The organism is Pseudidiomarina marina (assembly GCF_003987045.1).
GTDB classification, from domain to species: Bacteria; Pseudomonadota; Gammaproteobacteria; order Enterobacterales; family Alteromonadaceae; genus Pseudidiomarina; species Pseudidiomarina marina.
Genome location: NZ_PIPZ01000004.1, coordinates 76,257 through 101,111 on the forward strand (window position 1 = coordinate 76,257; position 24,855 = coordinate 101,111).

Sequence of the window (24,855 nt, forward strand, 5' to 3'; positions counted from 1 at the left end):
CCCTTTTATACCGACAATTTATCGATGCGTTTGCCACCCCACACAGCATTGATAACTGCACGGGTACCGACAATTGCGGTAAACATCGAGGTGATGATGCCTATTGCTAACGTCACTGCGAAACCTTTCACTGGCCCAGTACCGACAGCAAACAAAATAACAGCGACAATTAACGTGGTAATATTCGCATCCATGATGGTTGAGAATGCACTGTCGTAACCATGGTGAATGGCTTGCTGCGGGCTACGCTTGGCTTTAATTTCTTCGCGTATTCGCTCGAATATCAGCACGTTTGCATCAACCGCCATACCAACGGTTAAAACAATACCAGCCATACCTGGCAAGGTTAATGTCGCACCTGGAATCATCGACATGACACCAATGATTAAAACGAGATTGGAAGTCAGTGCAAGGTTTGCAACCAAACCAAACTTTTTGTAGTACAGCACCATGAAAATTACGACGAGTACGAAGCCCCAAACGATGGCTTGTGTACCCAGTGCAATGTTTTCTTTACCGAGGCTTGGCCCGAGGGTGCGTTCTTCCACTATTTGAATTGGCGCGATCAGGGCACCCGCTCGAAGTAGCAAGGCTAAATTCTGAGCTTCCTGCTGCGAGCTAATTCCTGTAATACGGAAGTTACTGCCCAAGCGCGCTTGAATAGTCGCCACGTTGATAACTTCGGCATGACGCTCAAACACAATACGGTCATTTTCGTCGCGCTCGCCTGTGGCCTTAAACTCGATAAATAAGGTCGCCATTGGTTTACCGACGTTATCACGAGTGGCCAATGACATTTTATCGCCACCTGCACCATCTAACGAAATACTCACTTGCGGACGCTGGTTTTCATCAAAGCCCGAAGTTGCATTCACAATATGGTCACCGGTAAGAATTACGTCTTCGCGTAACAGCGTGTTCCCACCGTTACGGTTTGGAAACAATTCAGAGCCAAATGGGACACGACCCATTTCTGCATCACGAAGACTGTTTTCGTCGTCAACTAAGCGGAATTCTAAGGTTGCTGTTGCGCCCAAAATTTCTTTAGCACGCGCGGTATCTTGAACACCCGGTAGTTGCACTACAATACGTTCAGCGCCTTGACGCTGAACGACTGGCTCTGCAACACCCAGCTCGTTCACACGATTACGCAAAATAGTGACGTTTTGTGAAATGGCATAATCTTGTGTTTCTTTCAGCTTCGCTTCCGTCATACGCAAGCGGAGTGTTTGCGTCGCTTCTTCTTCAATCAGCGTATAACCAGGATAACGGTTATCTAAGTATTGCTCTGCCGCAGCGTAATCTTCTGCTGTACGAAGTTCTATCACCACATCAGAATCTTGACGACGAATACTCGTTGAACGAATGCGCTCTTCACGAAGTTCAGCTCGAACGGTATCTCGCTGTTGATCTTGAATTTTACGCACGGCTTCTTGCATGTCCACTTCCATTAAGAAGTGCACACCACCGCGCAAATCAAGACCTAACTTCATTGGTGTTGCACCAATGCTAGCGAGCCAATCTGGTGTTGCCGGCGCTAGATTCAACGCAACAATGTAATCAGTACCGAGTTCACGTAGCAGCGCATCGCGTGCTTGCAGTTGCTCAACATCAGAATTCACCCGAACAAGAATTTGATCATTCTCGAGTGATACACCTTTCGCGGCGATCTCAAGTTCTTCTAATGTTTGCTCAACACGACCAAGCGTATCGGTATTCACAGTCGCGCTCCGGCTGGCAGAGATTTGTACGGCGTAATCTTCGCCATAAATATTAGGTAGCGCGTACAAGGCAGCTATCGCCAAAATGACGATAACCATCAAGTTTTTCCAGAGCGGAAACTTATTTAACACGTTAAATCCTTATCTCTTATTACAGAGACTTCATCGTACCTTTTGGCAGTACTGCAGTAACCGCTGATTTTTGAACAGTGACTTCCATACCTTCTGCGACGGTGATCACCATAAAGTCTTTATCTTCTGAAATTTTGCTGATACGGCCAACAAAACCGCCGTTCATCAATACTTCGTCACCTTTGCTGATACTTGCTACGAGTTCTTTATGCGCTTTTACGCGTTTTGCTTGCGGACGGTAAATCATGAAGTAAAAAATTAAGCCGAACATGACCAGCATGAAAACAAGTTCCATACCGCCACCTTGTGGTGCTCCAGCTTCTTGTGCGTATGCTGTTGGAATTAAGAAATCCATGAATATCCCCTTACTGTATTTTTAAGTTATTGAGATTAGAGATGGGGCTGAATATATTGCAAACAAGCCCAATTTTCTAATTTTTAATGAATGGCGGGCATTCTAACGAATTTCTGCTTAAATAGGGAGTAAATTGACGTAAACTGCTATTTAAGCCAGTACAAATAATAGGATAAATAAAAACAACATGGATCTCGTCACGCTATTCTATTGGATTGACCACCTTGGTGTCGCCGTTTTCGCGGTCTCGGGCACATTATTGGCGTTTCGTAAAAACATGGACGGCTTTGGCGTGATTGTCCTAGCGACGGTCACTGCCATTGGCGGTGGTACAACGCGCGATCTTATTCTCGATATGCCGGTATTTTGGGTATACGACCCCCAATATCTTTATACCGTTGCTCTTGCTGCATTGAGCACGATTCTGTGGTTACGTTACAAAGATTATATTCATCAAAAGACCCTACTTCTAGCCGATGCCGTTGGGGTTGGATTTTTCACTGTGATGGGTGCGCTTAAAGCATCAGAAGCTGGGTTTTCACCACTTATTTGTATCATTATGGGTACCATGACCGCATGTTTCGGCGGCATGCTACGCGATGTCCTTGCTCGCGATGTACCCATGGTATTAAAAGGTGAGCTATACGCTACGACCTGTTTAATAGGCGCCTCCGTATTTGTCTTGATTGAACCCTATTCGCAGTTAGCGGCCATTCTCGTTGGTGGCGCAACAACGCTACTTATTCGTCTTGGTGCCATTCGCTGGCAATGGTCATTGATAGTGTTTCATGAACACCACGACGGGCATCGCTAACCATGCTCAGTACCGGCATGGCAATACTCATTGCGGTAATCTACATCGCTGTTCTATACAGCATAGCCTACCGCGGTGAACGCAAGCCGCCGAATCAGATCAAACCTTATCGCTACGCTCTGGCTCAGGGCATCCATTGCACCACATGGGCGTTCTACGGCACCATTACCCAATCGGCTTATTACGGTTGGTCGGTTGCACCCACCTATGTCGGTGCCATGCTGGTGTTTTTGTTTGCTCATCGCATTCAAATGCGACTTCTACACGTATGTAAGCAGCAGAACCTGACATCTATTGCCGATGTTATTAGCCACCGTTATGGCAAATCACCGACACTCGCTGTCACTGTCGCGTTAATTGCGTTAATTGGCATTGTGCCGTACATCGCATTGCAATTACGCGCTGTAACGGGGAGTTTTGCTGCCGTCACTGGGCTCGCAGATAAACCTTTGCCATGGTTTGGTGATGTGGCTGCCCTCGTTGCGCTTGCCATGATGATGTTTGCTATTTTATTCGGTACCCGTCGAATGAGTTTGGCCGAACAGCATTCGGGCCTAATGGATGCCGTTGCATTCGAATCGGTAGTAAAATTATTAGCGTTCATGGGCGTTGGTGCGTTCGTTAGTTATGCGATGTTCGACGGCCTTGCCGACGTCTTTATACAGGCCTCTCAAACTGCCGAAATCAGTACCATTCTCGCAGGGCGTGAGCAAGGTGCATTTGTTTATGTTACCCACATTTTGCTGGGTGCAATCTCGATGTTCTGTTTACCTCGCCAGTTTCACGTTAGCTATATTGAGAATACTGACCCTGAGGAATTAAGAACCGCACGCTGGGCTTTTCCGCTTTATTTGTTTGCCATCAACTTATTTATTTTACCAATCGCATTAGCTGGCCTTTTGTTAGTACCTGAAGCGGCACAAACTGATACCTTTATGATCACCTTGTTGCTTGAGGCTGATCAGCCCCTTGTGACCACTGTCGCATTTGTTGGTGGCTTAGCATCAGCCACCAGTATGGTCATCATCGCCACGTTAGCGCTCAGTATTATGATGTCGAACGATGTCGTTATGCCATTTTGGCTAAAAGCGACCAAAAGAAAATTACGCAATGTGTCGTTTACGTCGCAACGAATCCTGGCCATACGTCGCACCACCATTGCCATCATTATTATTCTAGCTTTTGGCTTTCATAAACTTACCGAAGCGAATTTGCCGCTGGTTAATGCTGGTCTTCTCTCGTTAGCGCTACTGGCTCAGTTAGCGCCTGCGCTTCTAGGAGGAATTGTTTGGCAACGTGGCAACTATGCTGGTGCCAGTATCGGTATTGCCGCCGGCACCGCGTTGTGGCTATGGTTATTGTTTTTACCATCAATTCAGTTAAACCGTGGACTTTCTGACACCGAGCTTAGCTTTGGTGTGCTCGTTAGTTTGGGGCTTAATTTGCTCATTTATGTGCTGGCTTCGCTCGGTATTAAATCGAGTGACGTTGAACAACAGCAACGCCGTTTATTTACCGACCCAACCGGCGGACATGCTGAGCTTTATCAACATCAACCTATTTCTTGGGGCCGTTTACGTCAGCTGCTAGCGCGCTTCTTTGATTCGGTTGAGCTCGAACGGTTAAGCGAACGATTAAATCATGATTTAACCATTGACCATGCTGAGGAACTTGTTCCTGGCGTGCTTTTAGCGCGCATTGAGCGCGAATTGTCGGCGGTGATTGGTAGTGCAGCGAGTCGGATTCTATTGGATACCGTGACGCAGCAACCATCAGTGCCCATAGCCCAAGTAGTGACTTGGGCCACTGAAGCTTCACAATTGTACAAGTTTAATCGCGAATTATTGCAAGCCTCTGTTGAGAATATTCCTCAAGGCATTAGCGTTATAGATCAAGATTTAAGATTAGTAGCTTGGAATCATCGCTATGTTGAAGTATTCGACTATCCTCCTGGGTTTTTACAGGCTGGTATGCCGGTAGCCGATTTACTTCGCTATAACGCGAAACGCGGCTTGATTCATACCGGAGCTGATAGCGATCTCGATGATGAGGTTGAAAAACGTTTGAATTATCTTCGTCAAGGCAGTGCCTACCGTTATCAGCGTCAGCAAGGCGATCACGTGATCGAGCTACAAGGTGCACCGATGCCAGGTGGCGGTTTTGTTACTACCTACACCGACATCACCGAGCTCGTTGAGGCGCAACGCGCGCTTGAAAAAGTAAATCTTGAATTAGAGCAGCGTGTTGCTGATCGAACCGCTCAGTTGCTTGAAGCAAAGCAAGCGGAAGAACGTGCGCATCAAAGTAAATCACGATTTTTTGCCGCAGTGAGTCACGATTTAATGCAACCATTTAATGCCGCTACATTATTTTGCGACATGCTTACGCAACGCTTAGACGGCGATTCGGCGAAGCTCTCTCGACAGATTCAGCAATCTTTACAAAATGCGGAAGAACTTCTGACCATGCTGCTGGAAATGACGCGACTTGAGGCTGGTAATTTACCAGTTACGAAACAACACATTGCACTTCATGACGTTATTCAGCCTCTGGTGGAAAGCCAGCGCATTATTGCTGCTGAGAAAAACCTCGAAGTTCATTATGTCACGACGCATGCACAGCTATACACTGATCGAAAAATGATTAGTCGCATTATTCAAAACTTACTTTCTAATGCCGTTCGTTACACCGATAAAGGCAAAGTTTTAATTGGCGTAAAACGTTATGGCGATACGGCTCAGTTGAAAATCTTTGATACGGGACGCGGTATACCTGCTGATCAACGAGATAAAATATTCCGTGAGTTTCATCAAGTGAGTCATCACGGTGATAACCCCGGACTCGGCCTTGGGTTAGCCATTGTTGAGCGGATGTGTCGGCTGCTTGGAATTCCTTTATCTCTTGAATCGACGGTGAACAAAGGAACGGTATTCACATTATCTCTCAGTCATGTCACCTGGCAAAAAGCGATACCTTCTGCGCCGCGGCAGCATGCAACAAGTACCGAATGTTTCTTAGATAACACGGTAGTTTGGCTACTCGACAATGATGCACAAGTACTACAAGCCATGGAGCAACTGTTTTCGCATTGGGGGGCCAATGTATTTGTCGCGACGAACCGTGATCAGTTACCGTGGCAAAGCCATCAACCTGATTTGCTGGTATTTGATTATCACTTAGACAATCAGGATACCGGTATTGCAGTACTTGAAGCTGTTCGCGAGCATTTTGATGATGCTAACATTGCAGCAATTATCAATTCCGCAGACCCTGACGAAACGGTGCGCGAGCAAGTGATTGCTAAATCTGCTTTATTTACACCAAAACCGATAAAAACCGCCGCCTTGAAACGCCTGATTAAACGTCTGATACGTCGCTAAACTCACTCGCATTGAGCATTTGTTTAAAGAGGATGCCTGCTTGTGTACGGTTGATCACGTTGAGCTTTCTCAAGATTGCCGACACGTGTTGTTTGATTGTCGTTTCTTGCACATTCAACTCAAAGGCTATTTGCTTGTTCAGTAGCCCATCAGCTAGGCACTCCAAAACGCGAAACTGCTGCGGCGTTAGTTGCTCTAATCGTTGTGCGAAATCAACATGTTGCTCAGAAGCTTCAGCTTCTACCGCATCACGCAAATGTTCAGGAAGCCAAATATCACCAGCTAATACAGTATGAACAGCTTGTTGCAACTCGACGAGAGGCATCGATTTCGGAATATAAGCACTTGCACCAAAGGCCATGGCTTGCCGAATCGTTTGTAATTGTTCATTCGCTGAAACAATCACCACAAGAATATCAGGGTAACGGCTTCGTAGTGAGGTCAGTCCGGTTAAACCGCGATTGCCTGGCATGGTCAAATCCAAAAGCACCAACTCAACTTGCGGTTGCTGTTCTATGGCTTCAAGTAATTGGTCAAACGAGGCAACTTCCAAAATTGGAGCTTCGAGAGTTTCGAGCAGGGCTTGCTTTAAAGCTGCTCGAAATAAGGGATGATCATCTGCAATGATTGCTCGCGCCATGGTGAAACCTATGGAATTTTTTACTGATGTAGCCATGCTAGCGCGTCCGCAGAGAAAAGTCAGTGGTTACCTGCCTTATCCTGCAGGTAACCACTGCGTGGGGTTGGATTAAAACTTATACCCCACAGCCAGGGAAACAGTACGTGGATCACCGTAATAACCGACAACAGCATCATCGCCGAAGGTTGGTCCAAAGTTGTAACCACCAACACGATATTCTTCGTCAGTTAAGTTCTTTCCGTGTAAACCAACATTCCAGTTGCCACTATCAGAGTACCAAACCACGCTGGTATTCAATAAACCGTAGCCATCTTGATCAAGCGGTGATGGTGCTTCAAACATCTGCACGTCATCACGATAAGCATAGTTTGCTGACCAAACAATTTCGCCAACCGCTGTTTCAAAGGTTTTATTGAAACCGAGGCTATAAGTTAGCTCAGGTGTATTCTGGAACGACCAAGCGTCGGTAACATCTGTGGTTTCACCGGTTGCCGGCTCTTCATAAACCACCGAGTCGAATTCGGCGTCGATATAACCAAGCATCGCGGTGAAGTTTAAGGTGTCGGTTGCCGCAAATACGGATTCAACTTCAAAACCTTTTACCGTTGATTCACCAGCGTTTAATACTTGTGACGAAATACCTGCCGGCACAACACGTTGCACGGTAACTTGCATGTCTTGATAATCAGAATAGAAGATAGCGCTGTTCAAACGCATACGACCGTCTAATAATTCAGACTTCACACCGAATTCAACAGTATCAACAATTTCAGGATCATACGGTTCGTTGATGGTTGGGTTTAATGACTGATCGGCACGCATATCCACGCCACCAGATTTGAAACCATTGCTGTAACTACCATATACCATCACATCGTCAGAAACTTTATAGTTCAAGGCAACATGTGGTGAGAACCGGCTCCAATCGGCTTTGGTGGTAAACTCTGAGTTCACAGCAAATGGGTCGCCAAAGCTATCAGCTGGATCACGGTTGATGAAGTGCACACCCAAATAGGTGTAACGGTATACGTCCGCTTCTTTTTCATCTTTGGTGTAACGACCGCCAACCGTCAACGTCAGGTCATCGGTCATTTGATAGTTACCTTGGCCAAACACAGCAAAACTATCGGTTTGAACGCAGCCGCCGTTATCAACCGTCACCCCGCCTAAAGCTTCTAGGTACATTGGTAATACGGTACCGAACACACCGCAAGCTTCGCCATCATAGAAGTACACCCCACCGACAAAATCGAAGTTGTCGTTGTTGGTGTAGCTTACTTGGAATTCTTGGGTAAATTGCTCGTCTTCATAAATGGCCGGAACCATGAAAATAGGCTCACCAGTCGAGTTAAAATCGATGTTGGTATTGGTGTAACCTTCGCGACCAGCAGTAACCGATTTGAAGCCCCACTCTGCATTGATATCCCAGTTATAAATCAACGACCAGCCTTCAGTTTCCACCAAGTTATCGACCGGCATAGCAGTGTTCGAATCGTACACATTATCCAGTGGCTCTTGACCAGTCACAGTACTTGTCAGTAAGCGATGTGCACCCTTCGAATTCGACTCATCTTCTGTGTTGTCATACGAGAATTTCAAATCCATGGTCTCGTTGATCAACCATTTCGCAGATAATCGATAGGTCAGTAAGTCTTTGTTGTAGTTCTCGTCGCCGGTATTCAAATACGTACCAAAACCGTCGCGTTGCAATGATGCAATGGCACCACCAACAAAGAAGTTATCAGTGAGAGCCGTCTGACCTGAGATTTTCAGATCGCGCTGGTTATAGCTGCCAATGGCACCTTGTACCGACAACTCGTTATAACCGGTTAATTCCTTGGTGACATATTTTAACGCGCCACCAATGGTATTTTTCCCATACAGCGTACCCTGCGGACCACGCAATACTTCAATACGCTCAATATCAAACACTTCAAGCACCGCACCCTGAGGACGGGCAATATAAACATCATCAATGTATACCCCAACGCCTGGCTCAAAACCCCATAACGGATCTTGCTGACCGACGCCACGAATGTAGGCGGTAAGCGTTGAATTTGTACCGCGGCTGACCTGAATTGTGGCATTTGGAATGCGCTGTTGGAGTTCGGTGATATCTTCAACACCGATTTCTTCAAGATCACCAGCACCAAATGAAGACACCGATACCGGAACTTCTTGCAGACTTTCAGTTTTACGACGCGCAGTTACTTCAATGCGCTCAAGGCCTTGCATCTCGTCTTCATTGGCCTGTTCTTGCTGCGCATAGGCTGGCATCGCCATTACCGAGGCAATGGTCATCGCAAGTAATGAGCGGCGAAAAATGGGTTGACTCATGATGTCGTTCTCCCGGATTGTTAAGTTGTTTTGTATGCTGTTTATTTTAATAATTTTCAGTGCAACGAAAGCTAACTGTTGTCATGGCCTATGTACCCTAGCCTAAAGTTTTGCTTTTGTATTCTGTACGTTAGTACTATGTAAAAAAAAGTGCGCTTGCAGCATGATACGTCACATCAATGCAGCAGTTCAGGTCATGGCACTCCTGAAACCAACCTTTAAAGAGGTAATGCATGTTAAGCATGATAGGACTAGTTGGGGGCTTAACCCTGCTCATCATTCTGACTTTGCGAGGAATGAACTTATTTATTAGTGCACCACTTTGCGCTGTGCTTGTTGCGCTTTGTAGCAACGTGCCCTTATTTCAGGGCGATTTAAATTTCGTGAGCGCTTATATGAGCGGCTTTTCAGGCTTTGTGGCCTCTTGGTTTTTCATGTTTTTGCTGGGGTCTATTTTCGGCAAGTTTATGGAAGATACCGGTGCTGCCGACAGCGTGGCCAAATGGATCATTGATAAACTTGGTCGCAAGCAGGCCATGCTAGCGGTTGTACTTGCCTGTGCCATTTTGACTTACGGTGGCGTGAGTGTGTTTGTGGTCGCCTTTTCTGTCTACCCAATGGCTCTTTCGTTATTTAAAGATGCCAACTTACCGCGGCGCTTTATTCCTGCTGCATTAGCTTTTGGTTCGGTAACATTTACCATGACCTCAGCTGGCTCGCCAGAAATTCAAAACTGGATTCCGATTGAGTTTTTAGGCACCTCGCCCTATGCCGCTTGGGAAGTTAGTTTATTCGTTGCAATTTTGATGGCATTGTTTGGGTACTGGTGGCTGAATAAACTGATTCGCCGCGCCGTGGCAAATGGCGAGTGTTTTGAGGCACGCCATGATGATCCGAAGAATCTCGAGCGCAAGTTACCTAGTCCTATCAGTGGGTTGGTGCCTTTAATAGTGGTACTCGCTTTGAGCTTTATGTTTCACGAAGAACTGAAACAAAACGCATTGATTATTGCGCTTTCAGGTGGCGTGCTCGCCATCGCCATTATCAACCATAAGTACTTCCAGAATATTTCCCAAGCGCTCACTGAGGCTTCAACCGGTGCTTTAGTTGCAATCGGTAATACGGCAGCAGTTGTTGGCTTTGGTAGCATCGCAAAAGTGACGCCAGCCTTTGAACAAGCGGTTGCCATGATGACGAGCCTGCCTGGCAATGAGCTTGTCGGTGCAGCGGTTGCCGTGAGTGTAATTGCCGGCTTAACCGGTTCTGCCTCTGGTGGTCAAGCCATTGCTCTGCCGGTACTTGGTCCGCATTATATTGATGCTGGCGTGAATCCTGACCAATTGCACCGCATTGTCGCGATCTCTTCCGGCGCGCTCGATTCGTTGCCGCACAACGGTTACGTCGTCACCACCATTCGCGGTATTTGTAAAGAAACCCATCAAGCCGCCTATTGGCCGGTCGCCGCAGTGACCGTCGTGGTTCCGTTTGTCGGGTTAGCGGTCGCTATTGGTCTGTTCATATGGTTCTAATAAACTCGTTCATCACTGAGGCTTGTTATGTTTGAAGTATCGACCAGCACCGCTTCTCATTTACATGGTGACGTTCAACATAGTCAGTTAATGATCATTGACTTGCTACGTCATGCTGTACGTCGCCACCCACAACAAGAGATTGTGTCGCGGCGACTTGAAGGTGACATTCATCGCTACACTTATCGTGATTGTTATAAACGAACCTGCCAGCTTGCGCATGCGCTGAAAGGTCTTGAGATAGAAGCGGGCGATCGTGTTGCGACACTGGCTTGGAATACCTATCGACATGTTGAGTTGTATTATGCGGTGAGCGGTATTGGCGCAGTGATACATACCGTGAATCCGCGACTCATTGCCGAGCAGATTAAATGGATTTTGGATGATGCCGAAGCGAGTTGGCTATTCGTTGATTCAAGTTTTGTCCCCTTGCTTGACGAGTTTGCCAACGACCTTAAAACCGTTAAAGGTGTTGTGATTCTTAGCGATGCAGAGCGGCAACCGCAGCTCGATCATATTTGGCTACCGGTTCACAATTACGAAAACTTGTTAGCAAACCAAACTTCGCAGTTTGATTGGCCTGTTTTTTCGGAAAATACCGCAGCGCTGCTGTGTTATACCTCGGGCACCACGGGCAATCCGAAAGGCGTTTTAACCTCGCATCGCTCGACCGTTTTACATGCGCAAGCAACGATGAGCGCTGAGCTCTTAGACCTGCGAACCGACACAGTATTGATGCCAATGGTGTCGATGTATCACGTTGGCGCTTGGGGTGCCCCTTACGCCGCGCCATTAGCCGGGTGTAAATTGGTGCTTCCGGGCGCCGGCATGAGCGGTGCCGACATGCATGAACTCATCAGCAAAGAAAAAGTCACTGTTGGTTTGGGCGTGCCGACTATTTGGTTAACGCTTCATAACTTCCTGAGCGAACACCAGCTTGATGTTCCTTCACTTGAGCGGGTTTGTGTGGGCGGTGCTGCGTCCCCCCTAGGTCTAGTGAAAACCTACGACGAAAAATACGATGTGTATTGGCAACCCATTTGGGGCATGACCGAAACCGGACCGCTTGCCTGTTCAGCGCCGCCTACGGCTGAATTGAAGGCGCTACCAGCTAGCGAGCGTTATACCATTCAAACCACCGCCGGACGCGCTTGCTTTGGCGTGGATATGGAAATATTTGATGCGGCAGGTCAACCGCTTCCACACGATGGCGTGGCGTCTGGGGAGTTGAAAGTTCGCGGCCCCTGGATTGCCAGCAGCTACTACCGTCGTGATGACCCAGAGGTATTTGCTGACGGATGGCTTGCTACCGGCGATATCGCCGTCATTGACGCTCACGGCTACATGAAAGTGGTTGACCGGAAAAAAGATGTGATAAAGAGCGGTGGTGAATGGATTAGCTCACTTGATATCGAGAATATTGCCAGCCAACACGCCGCTATCAATGAGAGTTGTGTGATTGGGGTCAAGCACCCCAAATGGGACGAGCGCCCGTTGTTACTCGTAGTACCCAACAAGGGCCACGACATTGACAAGCAAGATATCTATAAGTTTTTAGAAGGCAAAATTGCCAAGTGGTGGATGCCTGATGACATTGTTGTTGTCGAGAGTTTACCGCACACCGGAACAGGTAAACTCATAAAAAATGAACTGCGCAAGCAGTATCTCAACTATTTACTGGAGCAATCAGCATGATTCGGTTGATTACACTGATTTTAATCGTTGCGGTTTCTTCAATGAGCTCAGCTCATTCGAGTGAACTTTTAGTGCAGAAGAAAAGCTTTACAACAAAAGATTTTGCCACAGTTAGCGGTGAGGTTATTCCTGAAGTAACCGTTGGTTGGGAAGCCTACGGCGAACTCAACGAAGCAAAAGATAACGTGATTCTGATTACTCATTTTTTCTCGGGTAACAGTCATGCGGCCGGCAAATATACCCCCGACGATCCGCAGCCTGGTTATTGGGACGCTATTATTGGTCCCGGGAAAGCCATCGATACCGATAAATATTATGTGCTTAGCTCTGACACCTTAGTCAATGCATTCCCGCACTTGCCTCACGTAACTACTACCGGCCCTGCCTCAATTAATCCCGAGACAGGTAAACCTTATGGGTTAGATTTTCCAGTGGTCACGATTCGTGATTTTGTCAATGTCCAACATGCGCTGCTCACAAGTTTAGGCATTGAAAAACTGCATGCAGTAGTTGGCGCCTCGATGGGCTCGCTACAGGCACTCGAATGGGCGGCGGCGTATCCAGACATGGTAGAACGGATGGTTTCTGTGATTGGTGCCGGCGCGATGGATGCGTGGACTATTACTGCCTTGGAGCATTGGGCTCGCCCCATCAAACTCGACCCGCACTGGAATAACGGCAACTATTACGAGGGTGAAGCACCATTGCAAGGCTTAGCCAATACGCTCACGATGATCACTCAGCAAGCCATGCATCCGGTTGCGTTCAATCAATCATCACCGAAACAAGATACACTTCCTGCAGCTGCACTCGAAAGCGTAACCAATGGCTTACCTGCGACCGATTTTTGGTTTGGGGCCGCAGCTAAAAATGCACCGCTAGCCGATGCGAATCACATTTTGTATCTGGTTAGAGCCAACCAGCTTTTTGTCGCTGGTCATGAAGAAGATCTTGCTAAAGGTTTAAGCAAAGTGCGCGCCAAGACATTATTTCTGCCAGCTAAGAATGACTTGTTACTGCAGCCATACCTAGCGAAACAGGCGGTAGAAACACTTAAAGAGCAAGGCAAATCACCGCAGTATGCGGAAATTGATGGCAATTTTGGTCACCTAGACGGTGTCTACAATATTCAGTCCAAAGCCACTGAACTTGCCGACTTTATAAATAATTAAGTTGTTAGAAAAAAACACCGGCTGCAGCCGGTGTTTTTTCTGGTGTTTTTGATTAACCGCCCAAGACGCCTTTTAAGCGGTCTTTGAGTTTATCTTCTAGCTGATTTTCAAATTTCGCTTTCAACATTTCTTGTAATTTCGCATCACGCTGGTTGGCATCACCCAGTAAGGACGATAAATTCTCTAAAACATCTTGGTTTTCGCCAAGGAAGCCACCAGATTGCTCCTGCAACTTAGACTTTAACCCTGCTAACTCGGTTTTACCTGCGTCAACAGCTGCGGCTTGTAGAGCACTACCTAGTTGACGATCAAGATCAGAACTGAACGAGAGCTCAGGGGCGTTTAGTGAGCCCTGAATATCAGCGTTGATATCCAAGCGATTCAACTGCCGAAGTGCCGAAGCGATGACTTCAGTCCAGCGGTTTTGTGCTTTCGCTTCCACTTGCATATTCGCAAGACGAACTGTGGCGCCACCATCAAACAGATTATCTCGCAGCGATACTTCACCTTCCGAATCAAGCAAAGCCGCCGCTAAGGTGGCAATAAATTCAGCTTGCTCGCTAAGTTTCAGATTATCAAGTTGAATGCCTTTTACTTGCCACTGCTGTTTAGCGTCAATACCTGCTGCAGTTAGCGCCAGCTCTCCGTTTAAATTCAAGGCTTGCCATAAACTAGAATTGTCTGCGCGTGCCATAAATGTTGTTGGCTGGCCAAGTTGTTCATGCTGATGGGTAATATTCGCCCAATTCACATCAAGTACGGTTTCGCCCCAAGCAAACTCTGTTTTTGCTTTTTTAATCAAAAACGACGGCGGCTCGTTGGCATCACTAAACTCAAACCAGATACCTTCACCACGTTGCGGCTTTACCAGAGTCTCATCAGCTGAACGTGCTAGCATTGGCGCCAACTGTTCATATGCCAGCAACATGTATTGACTCCACTGGCGCATCTGTTCGCCAAACAACACAGCAGTAATTTCACTTAGGCCTTCGCTATTTAACTGCATCAGTTGCTGAGCTCGCTCTAAATCTTGCTGCGGCGCATTTTTGACAGTCTCAAAATCGGCTTTCAAGGTATCAAGCGCTGTCGAGGCGCGCGCTTTAATCTCTTTCACTCGAGCTCTGTCGGCTTCAAATTTTTCTTTTAGAGCGTTGAACTCTTCCCGCTTTTCTTGGAACTGCTGCGGCGTTTTAATTTCAGCTTCAGTGATTTTTTTCAATTCAGCTTCATAGGCTTTTAAGTCTTCCGCACTGGGTAAGCTATTCCGAGCCTCCTCTAACACCGCTTTTTGTTCAGCAATGCTTGCTTTTGCCTGATCAATTGCAGCAGGGGTTTGCAGATCAATGCGCGCAATAATGTCGTCAACATTTGGCATTGATAGATTCAATTTAGCTAAGCCACCTTTGGTCCAATCTTTAACATCTTGCTTGTCGGGTAGCTGATAAACTTCACCCGGCGTCGAACGTTGTTGATGAACGCGAATACCGCTACTGACAACATTTTCAAAATGGAAACGACCAAGCAGTAATTGTTCGACGTTTATCTCGCCAGTGACATCGCCGATTACCAAACGGTTAAACTCTGGTTCTGCAGGATCTGTTACCTGAATACCGGTAATTTTCAAACCCAGCGGGCTCCAGCGATGTTCAACTTGACTAATGTTTACTTCCGCACCGTTTAATGTGCCAATGGAGCGCTCTAAGGTCCATTTGATAATGGTATCGAGCAAAAGCCAAGAGAACGCCATTAACAATGCGCAAATAATGATAAAAGCACTTAGCCCAGTCCAGCGAATGGCGCTCGGACGAACTGTATTCTTCTGTTTTTTTGTAGGCATACCAGCTTACCCCCGCAAATCTGAGTAAATGGCCCAAAAACGGTTCGCTTTTAGCATTTGCACCAGCTTCAATTTATTAAACCAAGTTTGGATGCGCGAACGATACTGGGTGATGATGAAGAAACTCGTAATCAATAGAACTGGCGCAAAGGCAAGACTGATAATAAAGCTGCCCAAGGTTATGCTGTGATGGAATTGCAGCACGCGCCAAAACGCTGACTGATACATGGATTGCCACAGCGGTTGCCAACTCTCGCTGGAGAGCAAGTAAAAACCGAATTGGTGGAACCAAGGATCAAGTAAATACGCAATTCCTGAACAAATGACAAAACTTAAAATAAATCCGGTAAGGTTAATGCGAAACAGTAATGCAATAAGCAGTATTGCTAGATTATGCAGGCGCCAAAGTGGCGTAAAGCCCATCATCATACCGAGGACAAAGGCAAAAGCTAATGCCCAAGCTCCGGACTCAGAGTTGAGCGCCTTTAAAAATTTTGCCAGTAATGTAAGCATAACAACATACTCCGAACTATATTTGTAAGCACAAGAATAGCTTACCTAAATTAATTCGGCTATTTTTCAACGTCTTTTTTACAAAAAAAGAGATGGAAAAAATTACAAAAATATATCTCTCGAAACTATTGTAATTTGCTCAAAATAGGCATAAAAATGCGCGGCAATTTCGCTCTGGAGCCACTATGCAAAACGCAGCTTTAATCATTCTTGACGATATCACCGATTGGCAACCGTACTACCCGAGCCAAGCTACGGTTACCGCAAGTGAATACTTACTACAGTCATCTAGCAAAAGTCGCACACAAATTTTAAATTTGTGCGGTGATTTAAGTTATTTGTCGACCGGCTATTACGTCAGTTTGTTAGCTGAGGCGCGAGGCCAGCGAGTTCTGCCGTCTGTAACAACCATCAACGACTTAGCGAACTTCAGCCACTACCAGTTGTTGCTTGCGAATTCGGATAAGCAGCTGAATAAATTTTTAGCGAATGCTGACAAATCATTACCTGTTCGCATTCTTATTTGCTTTGGTCAAACCGAAGAACCTCTTTTAAGCAGTTTTGCGCGCCAAATGTTTGACCGTTATCCGTGTCCGATAATGTGGGTTGAGTTCAGCTATCAAGGCCGTTGGTTCATCAATCAGTTAGTTGCCGGCGCACTACCTGAATTGTCCGATGCGCAACAGACGTTTTTTGGTGATGCACTCGATAACTTCAGCAAACGAGTATGGCGCAAGGCTCGAGCACCGAAAGAATACCGTTACGATTTAGCGATATTGCATGACCCAGACGAGCCGATTCCGACCAGTGACAAAAAAGCGCTGCAGAAATTTATCAAGGCAGCCAAAGAGGCTGACATTGATGCCGAATTGATTACTGCGGATGATTACAACCGTTTGTTAGAGTTTGACGCGCTATTCATTCGTGAAACAACACGCATTAACCATTACACCTATCACTTTGCCAAAAAGGCAGAAGCAAACGGCATGGTAGTTATTGATGCGCCACACTCGATTCTACAGTGCGCGAATAAAGTCTTTCTGAAAGAGTTACTTGATAAACACGGTATTCCAACGCCACGTACTGAGTTGTTATTAAGTCAGCAAGACATTGATTACGGCGATATCGGTAAACGCCTCGGTTATCCGGTTGTATTGAAAATTCCAGATGGCTCGTTCTCTATTGGTGTAGAAAAAGCAGAATCAGAAGAAGAATTGAAAAAAGTTGCAGCAGAGCTATTTAACAAATCGACGATTTTGTTAGCCCAAGAATTCGTTAAAACAGATTTTGACTGGCGCATTGGCATATTGAATAACCGCCCTATTTACGCCTGTAAGTACTTCATGGCGCGTAATCATTGGCAGATTTATAATCATGCGAGCACCACCAGTCGTGCGAAGTCCGGTGGCTTTGAAACGGTTGGCGTGCATCAAGTACCAAAAGATGTTGTGAAAACCGCCTTGCAGGCAACACGTTTAATTGGTGATGGGTTATATGGTGTTGATATGAAAGTCACAGACAAAGGCCCAGTCATCATCGAAATTAACGATAATCCATCGATTGATTCAGGCGTTGAAGACTTATTATTAGGCGATGAGCTTTACCACATCATTATGCGAGATTTTGCGCGCCGACTGGATGAAAAATAATGAGCGACACAGGCCCTCGTTGGCACATTCGCGCGGCAACTTTAGATGATGTTCAGAGCCTTGTTGGATTAGAAGAGCGCTGCTTTGATTACAGTCGAATGGGCGCTCGGAGCTTTCGGCGTCTGCTGAAGGGAACGAGTGCGCATATATACGTTTGCACTAGCGAAAATGGCCAACTGATTGGTTATTACCTCCTTCTAACCCGCAAAAACAGCCGTCGATGGCGGCTCTATTCAATTGCGGCGGCGCCTGAGGCACGTGGTTCAGGGCTTGGTCGCGTGCTGTTGGAGCATGCGATTCACACTGCGCAAAAACACGGTGCGATAAGTCTGGGCCTCGAAGTTAAGGTGGATAATAGTGCCGCGATACGGCTGTACGAGAAATTAAACTTTGCCGTAATTGATTTGCTGCCGGGGTATTATGACGATGGCACCGACGGTTATCGAATGCGCGTGAGCTTTACCGACGCTACAAATCAGGAAAATCGGTAAAAACGCCATCAACGCCTAAGTCGGTTAACCACTGTTTTAGTTGCTGATAACTTTCGACACCTTCAGGCAAATCGTCAGCACGCAAAGTATAAACGTGAACCTTTAGCCCTGCCTCTTGGGCATGCTGAACAACATTTGAGAACTTAGGCTCGCCCTGTTCATCAAGCCCTAAGTAAATGTGATTTAGCCATATGCCAACGCCATCAGCATAGCTTCGCAGCGTTTCCAATCCGGCCGCTGTGAGCATGGTGTTGTAATCAATATCACTCTCGTTCCAGCTATTCTCGGCAACCAACTGTATCAGCGGCAACGTCGTCATAAACTCACGTTTCAAACGACGTAACACTTCAGGGTCAAAGCTTTGAAGAAAAATAGGTGCAGGGGGAATAGCTTCATTGAATCCATAGCGAGCCAAAAGACCTAAGGTAGCTTGAACCACGTCATAATCTTGGTCTTTGTGCCACCGCGCCGCTTTAAATTCGACGTAGAGCCCCGTATTCATATTTCGCGTTCGGTTTAAACCCAGAATTAATTCAATTTGTTGTGCCAACGACATAATTCGAAAATCACCGCTATTCATTGCGAAACGCTGCGGATAACGTTGCTCACCATCCTTGTTCTTACGCTCAGTCAGCTTCAGTTTCTGTAGCTCAGAAAAGGTAAAATCAACCACATAGTAGTGGCCATTTGGACGGTGCTTATCTGGAAAAACTTCTTTGACGTTGGTGACTTTATCTAAAATGATATCGTGCAATACAACGGGAATATGGTCACGCGTTAACACGACATCTTGTTCGATGTAGTTCGCATTCTGTGCATGAGCTAAAGCAACTGCAACGGCTGAATGTTCAGGAGCATAAGCCGATGCCCCACGGTGAGCGATAATGATCGGTGATTTGGTTGGGTCTTCAGTGGCAATTGCTTCGCTGAGCGGTTGCTCTGGCATTTCATTTTGCGCAGATGAATCTTGTTGTGCCCAACCAACTGAGCTCAATAATCCACCGCAGATAACTAAAACGCCGAAGCCTGTACTAATTTTCATGGTGCGCGGTACCAAACCTTGTCGCCTTGATTCTGATAACGGCGGAGTAATTCAGATATCGCTTCGGGTTCGGTACGAACGCCGCGCTGCTGCAAATAATCTTCGTTGTACAACTTGCTGGCCGAACGCTCGCCGAGGTCACAAGCAAACGTCACAATTGATTTACCGGGCCCTTGTAGAACAGCGGCCTGCAATGCGCCAGCCACGTTTAAGCATGAGCTGCTCCCAAGTACTAAGCCCTCATGATTTACTAAATAGCGAGATAACGTTACTAAATCGTCGTCTGGCAAGTTTACCGCCGCATCAATACGTGCCTGTTTAAAGTTCTCAACCAACCGCATAATTCCAATGCCTTCGGTAAATGAGCTACCGTGACTCACGTATTCTCCAGTTTTCAGATAGCTGTATATACCTGAGCCATCTGGATCTGTTAACCAAACTTGAATATCAGGGTTCTGTTCTTTCAGAAACATTGAGCACCCAGCAATGGTACCCCCTGTACCGGCAACGGAAACAAGAATATCGACGTTGCCGTTGGTTTGCTGCCAAATCTCAGGACCCGTTGTAAGGTAATGTGCCCGCGCATTGCTGGTGTTTTCAAATTGATTCGCCCACCAATATTCGTCATTTTGTTCAGCCAATCGCCGCGCGGTATGATAGAAGTGGTTTTCGTTTTTAAACGGAACTGGGTCGACCGTCTTTAGTTGCGCACCATGCAGTGTAATCATGCGCTCTTTTTCTTTGCTTTGGTCATTCGGCATCACCGCCAGCATATTCAAACCAAACGAACGCGCCACAACAGCTAAGCCAATACCTGTATTTCCAGCTGTTCCCTCAACAATGGTCATGCCAGGCTTAAGCTCACCTTTGTCCATGGCATCTTTTATCATTTGCAGTGCCGCACGATCTTTTATCGAACCACCAGGGTTCTGCGACTCCAGTTTTACCCAGATATCACATCCGGTTAGCTCTGAAAGTGAATTTAATCGCAATAAATCTGTTTGCCCGATTAGTTCTGCAGAACGCTTAGCAACTTGCATGACGACTCCTTCTACAATAATTCACTTAATGTAACGGCTGTGATTGATGTGCGTCACCAGTGCAAATCCAGCGAGCACGGCACTCATCGGTTTGGTCTTGTTGGCAGCGACGTAGAATCAAACGATTTGCGCCGAGCTCTGCCGCAGCGACTTTCATGCGCAATAATGCTTCTTGTTGGGTTGGCTTGTTCGAGAATACATTGGCTTGGCATGATTCGCCTTGCACTCGACCCAAACTGACAAAGCTTACATCGTTACGGGACAGCTCATAGGGACGCATAAACTCCACCGTTTCTGCCGCAGCAATATCCACTTCATTCACTGGTGACTGATTTGTCGCACAACCAGCGATAATAAACAGGACTGCGACTAAGGATAGAGATTTCATAACGATACCTTTGTTTTCTTTTGCTTAACATTACGGAGCTTACAGCCTCTTGTAAAGATTCAATCATTATATGTTATCCCCGCATAAACCGCATGCGTCAGTGCTTCCCCCCAAGTCATCGCGGCTCAATGCCTACTAACAGTGCAAGATTTAGCCTACTGATAGAAAACTGCACCAATGTAGTGCAAAAATCCTGCATTTTCACTGATTTTAACGTCTTAATTAACGAATTTCTTGGCATGGCATTTGCTTATTTTTAAAGAGACGTTGACCAACAGACTACTAACGACCAAATCAGGTCATCTTTCGATCAAGGAGCAACCATGCAACTAGTTATCGCCATAATTAAACCAGCCAAGCTCAATGATGTGCGTGAAGCACTAGAGCAAATTGGCTGTCAGGGCATGACCATCACCGAAGTTCGTGGCTTCGGTCGTCAAAAAGGCCATACCGAACTTTATCGAGGTGCCGAGTACCGCATCGATTTCCTTCCCAAAATACGCATTGATATTGCTGTTACCGATGAACAACGAGAAGCGGCAATTGATGCTATCCGTGATGCCGCCCATACCGGCAATACCGGCGACGGAAAAATCTTCGTAACACCACTTTCAACGGTAATTCGAATTCGTACCGGTGAAGTTGATCAATTCGCGATATAAGGAGTTAGAAATGACAATTACCGAATTGGGTTATGCTTTAGATACATTATTTATTTTACTAAGTGCGGCGCTAGTCATGTGGATGGCAGCAGGATTTTCTATGCTGGAAGCTGGACTCGTCCGCACCAAGAATACGACCGAAATACTCGTTAAAAATATCTTACTGTACGCGCTTGCGTGCCTTTGTTACTTATTCATTGGTTATCACCTAATGTATGGTCAAGCTGAAACTACCGACTATTCCTCTAATGCCTTCTTGTTTTTTCAAATGGTGTTTGTTGCAACGGCTATGTCAATAGTATCTGGTGCTGTCGCTGAGCGAATGAAATTATCTATGTTTCTGGTTTTCACCGTGGTTCTGACAAGTATCATTTATCCGCTTGTTGGCAACTGGACTTGGGGCGGTGGATTTTTAAACGCCATGGGATTTACCGATTTCGCCGGTTCAGGTGTGGTGCACATGGCAGGCGCATCGGCGGCCCTCGCCGGGGTAATTATTCTCGGACCTCGCAAAGGTAAATATGGTCATAGTGGCGCTATTTACCCAATTCCCGGCGCCAATATGCCGCTGGCAGCACTCGGCACGCTTATTCTTTGGTTTGGCTGGCTCGGTTTTAATGGTGGCTCACTCCTGAGTATTCATAATGCCGAGAATGCAGACACTGTTGCCAACATCTTTCTCAACACCAATTTGTCGGCTGCTTCAGGAGCCGTTTGTGCCTTCATTATTACTCGTCTAGTTTGGCGCAAAGCCGACCTCACCATGATATTGAACGGCGTTCTGGCAGGGCTTGTTGCCATTACTGCAGAACCAGCAGCGGCAACCACAATAAGCTCTGTACTGATTGGGGGCGGCGCTGGAGCCATTGTGGTTATATCCATTGTGTTGCTCGATCGTTTAAAGATTGATGATCCAGTAGGTGCCATTTCTGTTCATGGCATAGCGGGACTTTATGGCCTGCTATGTGCAAGTTTTACATCCGCAACCGCAACCTTATCTATTCAGTTACTTGGCGCCGTTATTATTTTTCTCTGGGTGTTTATTACTAGTTTAGTGTTGTGGTGGTTGTTGGCGCGAGCATTCGGTATTCGTCTCGAAATGGAGCATGAATATATCGGCGCTGATATTTCTGAATGCGGCGTTGAAGCCTATCCAGAATTTGTCGCATCCAAGTCTCGCTAAGGCTACGCCGTCCATCGTGCAAAAGCAGTGATCTTGACTACACTTGTGCATAAATCGTGTTACTGGAGGTAGCATGGCGAACGCACAAAGTTTTATTAGTGAGTTGTTAGCCCCGGCCGATATTCAAATTAATGGAAATCGGCCGTGGGACATGCAATTACGCAATCCGACATTTTTAAGTGATGTACTCGCTCGTGGCAATCTCGCCCTTGGTGAAGCCTACATGGCGGGAGATTGGGAGTGCGAACAACTTGATGTATTTTTTTGCCGGCTATTAGCGAAACGTGTACACGATCACGTTCGACCCTCCCGGCTTATTTGGCACTACCTCAAAAACCGAATACTGAACTTACAATCCCCCCAACGCTCATGGTTGGTTGGTCAGCATCATTATGATCTTGGTAACACGTTGTACCAAGCCATGTTAGATAAACGCATGGTTTATACATGTGGCTATTGGGAACATGCGCAATCTCTCGAGCAAGCGCAAATTGATAAGCTCGAGCTGGTATGTAAAAAGCTACAATTAAAGCCAGGCATGCGCATTCTCGATATTGGCTGTGGCTGGGGTAGCTTCATGAAATATGCCGCTGAGAATTACGGCGTTGAATGTGTTGGAGTAACAGTTTCTAAGGAGCAAGTAGCACTTGGCAAGCAACTTTGTGAGAATTTGCCGATAGAGTTTCGATTGCAGGACTATCGCACGCTCAACGAATCGTTTGACGCCATTGTTAGCCTAGGAATGTTTGAGCATGTTGGCCACAAAAACTATCGCCGCTACATGGAGGTTGTAGCAAATTGCCTTCAACCTAGCGGCCTATTTTTATTGCACACTATTGGCCGTAATCGCGATGTGCGTGGCACTGATCCTTGGATAGCTAAGTATATTTTCCCGAATGGCGAGCTACCGTGCTTAAGTCACATCGACACTGCCTCTCGCGATCTTCTCTGTGCCGAGGACATCCATAATTTCGGCGCTGACTACGACCCCACTTTGATGGCCTGGCACGAAAACTTCGAACGCGCTTGGCCAGATCTCAGCGAACATTACGACAACACATTTTATCGCATGTGGCGATACTATTTGTTGTCTTGCGCAGGCGCTTTTCGCGCCCGCGACTTACAGGTTTGGCAATGGGTGTTTAGCAAACCCAATCTGATTGGTGGTTATCGACGTCCATAAGCGCACGAGGTTGACTCGTTTTGTTAATGATTAAAGTCGGTCATAAATATTTGCCAGACCGCCATGAACAGTGCGGCTACTAGAGGTCCAATTACAAATCCGTTAATTCCAAAAAGGGAAATACCGCCAATTGTCGAGAACAGCACAATGTAATCAGGTAGCTTCGTATCTCGCCCCACTAAGATTGGACGCAATACATTATCTGCTAAGCCAATAATGATAGCTCCGTAAGCCATTAAGATCGTTGCGCTAATCCATTCTCCAGTTGCGTACAAATAAAGCCCCGCAGGAAACCAAACCAGTGCCGCGCCAACAGCTGGAATCAGCGACAAAAATGCCATAATCACACCCCACAATAACGGGGCTGGAATATCTAATATCCAGAAAATAAAGCCACCCAGCGCGCCTTGCACAATCGCGACAACCAAGTTGCCTTTCACTGTCGCTCGAGTCACTTCAACAAATTTTTTAAACAACGCATGTTCTCGTTCATCGCCGATAGGAAGCGCCTTAATCAGTAAATCACGCAAGTGTGAACCATCACGCAACAGGAAAAATGTGAGATACATCATCAAGGCGAGGCTCACTAAAAAGCCAAACGTATTCTGGCCAATGGTCAGTGTTTCTCTGGCTAAAAACTTTGAAGCACCCTGCACGGCGCTTATCACTTGCTCACGAATATCGTTGGGATTGACGCCAAACTCCTGAAGAAGCTGATCGACGATAGGAAACGCGTCGCGCAATTTTATTAACATTGCGCGCGGATCAATGTCACCAGAATCGAGACGTTGATAAAACTGAATGCCTTCTTGTACAAATGCTGTAGCGATAAACATGACTGGAATTACAACCACCAGCATACACACGAGCAGTGTAATCAATGCATTCAGATTAGGGTGTTCCCCCCACTTCCGCTGTAGCAATTGTTGCAGCGGAAAAAAGATAACCGAAACCGCACAGGCCCAAAAAATAGCTGACCAAAATGGCTCAAGTATAAAACCAAAAGCAATGGTCACCGCTGCCAGTAGAATTAGAAAAGCACGACGTTCGAGTTGTTCCCGCATGGGTTGTCCTTGTTCTTTATTAGAATCA

20 protein-coding genes are annotated in these 24,855 nt (G+C 46.4%); 10 read left to right on the forward strand and 10 right to left on the reverse strand.

Annotated elements, in window-relative coordinates:
• Positions 1-5: 5 nt before the first annotated feature.
• Together secD and yajC are read right to left on the reverse strand one after the other, a co-directional pair.
• The gene (secD, locus tag CWI76_RS10420; protein ID WP_126760295.1) at positions 6-1,853 is read right to left on the reverse strand and encodes a protein translocase subunit SecD; all 1,848 of its coding nucleotides are present in this window, start codon (positions 1,851-1,853) and stop codon (positions 6-8) included.
• A gap of 19 nt (positions 1,854-1,872) precedes the next feature.
• Positions 1,873-2,208: a preprotein translocase subunit YajC gene (gene yajC, locus CWI76_RS10425; protein ID WP_126760296.1), complete on the reverse strand. Its 336-nt coding sequence runs from the start codon at positions 2,206-2,208 to the stop codon at positions 1,873-1,875.
• Between the two features lie 187 nt (positions 2,209-2,395).
• On the opposite strand from yajC, the gene CWI76_RS10430 reads away from it, so the two are divergent.
• Positions 2,396-3,022 carry a trimeric intracellular cation channel family protein gene (locus CWI76_RS10430; RefSeq protein ID WP_126760297.1) on the forward strand — a complete coding sequence of 209 codons (627 nt, stop codon included), beginning with the start codon at positions 2,396-2,398 and terminating at the stop codon, positions 3,020-3,022.
• A gap of 2 nt (positions 3,023-3,024) precedes the next feature.
• Positions 3,025-6,402, forward strand: a complete 3,378-nt coding sequence (locus tag CWI76_RS10435) for a hybrid sensor histidine kinase/response regulator (protein WP_126760298.1) — start codon at positions 3,025-3,027, stop codon at positions 6,400-6,402.
• Here CWI76_RS10435 and CWI76_RS10440 read toward each other — a convergent pair.
• Both CWI76_RS10440 and CWI76_RS10445 read right to left on the reverse strand, forming a co-directional pair.
• Positions 6,380-7,078 carry a response regulator gene (locus CWI76_RS10440; RefSeq protein WP_241968018.1) on the reverse strand — a complete coding sequence of 233 codons (699 nt, stop codon included), beginning with the start codon at positions 7,076-7,078 and terminating at the stop codon, positions 6,380-6,382. The two genes, CWI76_RS10435 and CWI76_RS10440, sit on opposite strands and share 23 nt — an antisense overlap.
• A gap of 72 nt (positions 7,079-7,150) precedes the next feature.
• Positions 7,151-9,379, reverse strand: coding sequence for a TonB-dependent receptor (locus tag CWI76_RS10445; RefSeq protein ID WP_126760299.1), 2,229 nt, complete (start codon positions 9,377-9,379; stop codon positions 7,151-7,153).
• 233 nt (positions 9,380-9,612) lie between these two features.
• Between CWI76_RS10445 and CWI76_RS10450 the strand changes: the two genes are divergently transcribed.
• From CWI76_RS10450 to CWI76_RS10460, 3 genes are read left to right on the forward strand one after another with little or no spacing between them, the layout of a single operon-like run.
• Positions 9,613-10,908, forward strand: a complete 1,296-nt coding sequence (locus tag CWI76_RS10450; RefSeq protein WP_126760300.1) for a GntP family permease — start codon at positions 9,613-9,615, stop codon at positions 10,906-10,908.
• Positions 10,909-10,935: 27 nt separating this feature from the next.
• Positions 10,936-12,603: a long-chain fatty acid--CoA ligase gene (locus tag CWI76_RS10455; RefSeq protein WP_126760301.1), complete on the forward strand. Its 1,668-nt coding sequence runs from the start codon at positions 10,936-10,938 to the stop codon at positions 12,601-12,603.
• A complete protein-coding gene (locus tag CWI76_RS10460) occupies positions 12,600-13,775 on the forward strand; it encodes an E22 family MetX-like putative esterase (protein ID WP_126760302.1) in 1,176 nt (391 codons plus the stop codon). The genes CWI76_RS10455 and CWI76_RS10460 overlap by 4 nt, the downstream gene beginning before the upstream one ends.
• A gap of 52 nt (positions 13,776-13,827) precedes the next feature.
• Here the strand turns inward: CWI76_RS10460 and CWI76_RS10465 are convergent, their stop codons facing one another.
• Both CWI76_RS10465 and CWI76_RS10470 read right to left on the reverse strand, forming a co-directional pair.
• Positions 13,828-15,612, reverse strand: coding sequence for a TIGR03545 family protein (locus CWI76_RS10465; protein WP_126760303.1), 1,785 nt, complete (start codon positions 15,610-15,612; stop codon positions 13,828-13,830).
• A 6-nt stretch (positions 15,613-15,618) separates the two neighbouring features.
• Positions 15,619-16,125, reverse strand: a complete 507-nt coding sequence (locus tag CWI76_RS10470; RefSeq protein WP_126760304.1) for a TIGR03546 family protein — start codon at positions 16,123-16,125, stop codon at positions 15,619-15,621.
• Positions 16,126-16,310: 185 nt separating this feature from the next.
• Between CWI76_RS10470 and CWI76_RS10475 the strand changes: the two genes are divergently transcribed.
• A complete protein-coding gene (locus CWI76_RS10475; protein WP_126760305.1) occupies positions 16,311-17,774 on the forward strand; it encodes a RimK family protein in 1,464 nt (487 codons plus the stop codon).
• Complete coding sequence (locus CWI76_RS10480; RefSeq protein WP_126760306.1) at positions 17,774-18,265, forward strand: GNAT family N-acetyltransferase; 492 nt, start codon at positions 17,774-17,776, stop codon at positions 18,263-18,265. Before CWI76_RS10475 ends, CWI76_RS10480 begins: the two co-directional genes overlap by 1 nt.
• Here CWI76_RS10480 and glpQ read toward each other — a convergent pair.
• The 3 genes from glpQ to rcsF are packed head-to-tail and all read right to left on the reverse strand — an operon-like array spanning position 18,243 to position 20,735.
• Entirely contained in the window at positions 18,243-19,307 is a 1,065-nt protein-coding gene (gene glpQ, locus CWI76_RS10485) for a glycerophosphodiester phosphodiesterase (RefSeq protein ID WP_198678611.1), read from the reverse strand. The genes CWI76_RS10480 and glpQ overlap by 23 nt on opposite strands.
• Positions 19,304-20,347, reverse strand: a complete 1,044-nt coding sequence (locus CWI76_RS10490) for a cysteine synthase A (RefSeq protein WP_126760307.1) — start codon at positions 20,345-20,347, stop codon at positions 19,304-19,306. Before CWI76_RS10490 ends, glpQ begins: the two co-directional genes overlap by 4 nt.
• A gap of 25 nt (positions 20,348-20,372) precedes the next feature.
• Positions 20,373-20,735, reverse strand: coding sequence for an Rcs stress response system protein RcsF (rcsF, locus tag CWI76_RS10495; protein WP_126760308.1), 363 nt, complete (start codon positions 20,733-20,735; stop codon positions 20,373-20,375).
• Between the two features lie 323 nt (positions 20,736-21,058).
• Here rcsF and CWI76_RS10500 point away from each other — a divergent pair, with 323 nt between their 5' ends.
• From CWI76_RS10500 to cfa, 3 genes are all read left to right on the forward strand, one after another.
• On the forward strand, positions 21,059-21,397 hold the full coding sequence (locus CWI76_RS10500) for a P-II family nitrogen regulator (protein ID WP_126760309.1): 339 nt from the start codon (positions 21,059-21,061) through the stop codon (positions 21,395-21,397).
• A 10-nt stretch (positions 21,398-21,407) separates the two neighbouring features.
• Positions 21,408-22,580 carry an ammonium transporter family protein gene (locus CWI76_RS10505; RefSeq protein ID WP_126760310.1) on the forward strand — a complete coding sequence of 391 codons (1,173 nt, stop codon included), beginning with the start codon at positions 21,408-21,410 and terminating at the stop codon, positions 22,578-22,580.
• 73 nt (positions 22,581-22,653) lie between these two features.
• Positions 22,654-23,763 (forward strand): cyclopropane fatty acyl phospholipid synthase, encoded by a 1,110-nt coding sequence (cfa, locus tag CWI76_RS10510; protein WP_126760311.1) that lies wholly within the window; start codon positions 22,654-22,656, stop codon positions 23,761-23,763.
• 23 nt (positions 23,764-23,786) lie between these two features.
• Here cfa and CWI76_RS10515 read toward each other — a convergent pair whose 3' ends face one another.
• Positions 23,787-24,827 (reverse strand): AI-2E family transporter, encoded by a 1,041-nt coding sequence (locus CWI76_RS10515; protein WP_126760312.1) that lies wholly within the window; start codon positions 24,825-24,827, stop codon positions 23,787-23,789.
• Between the last annotated feature and the right edge of the window lie 28 nt (positions 24,828-24,855).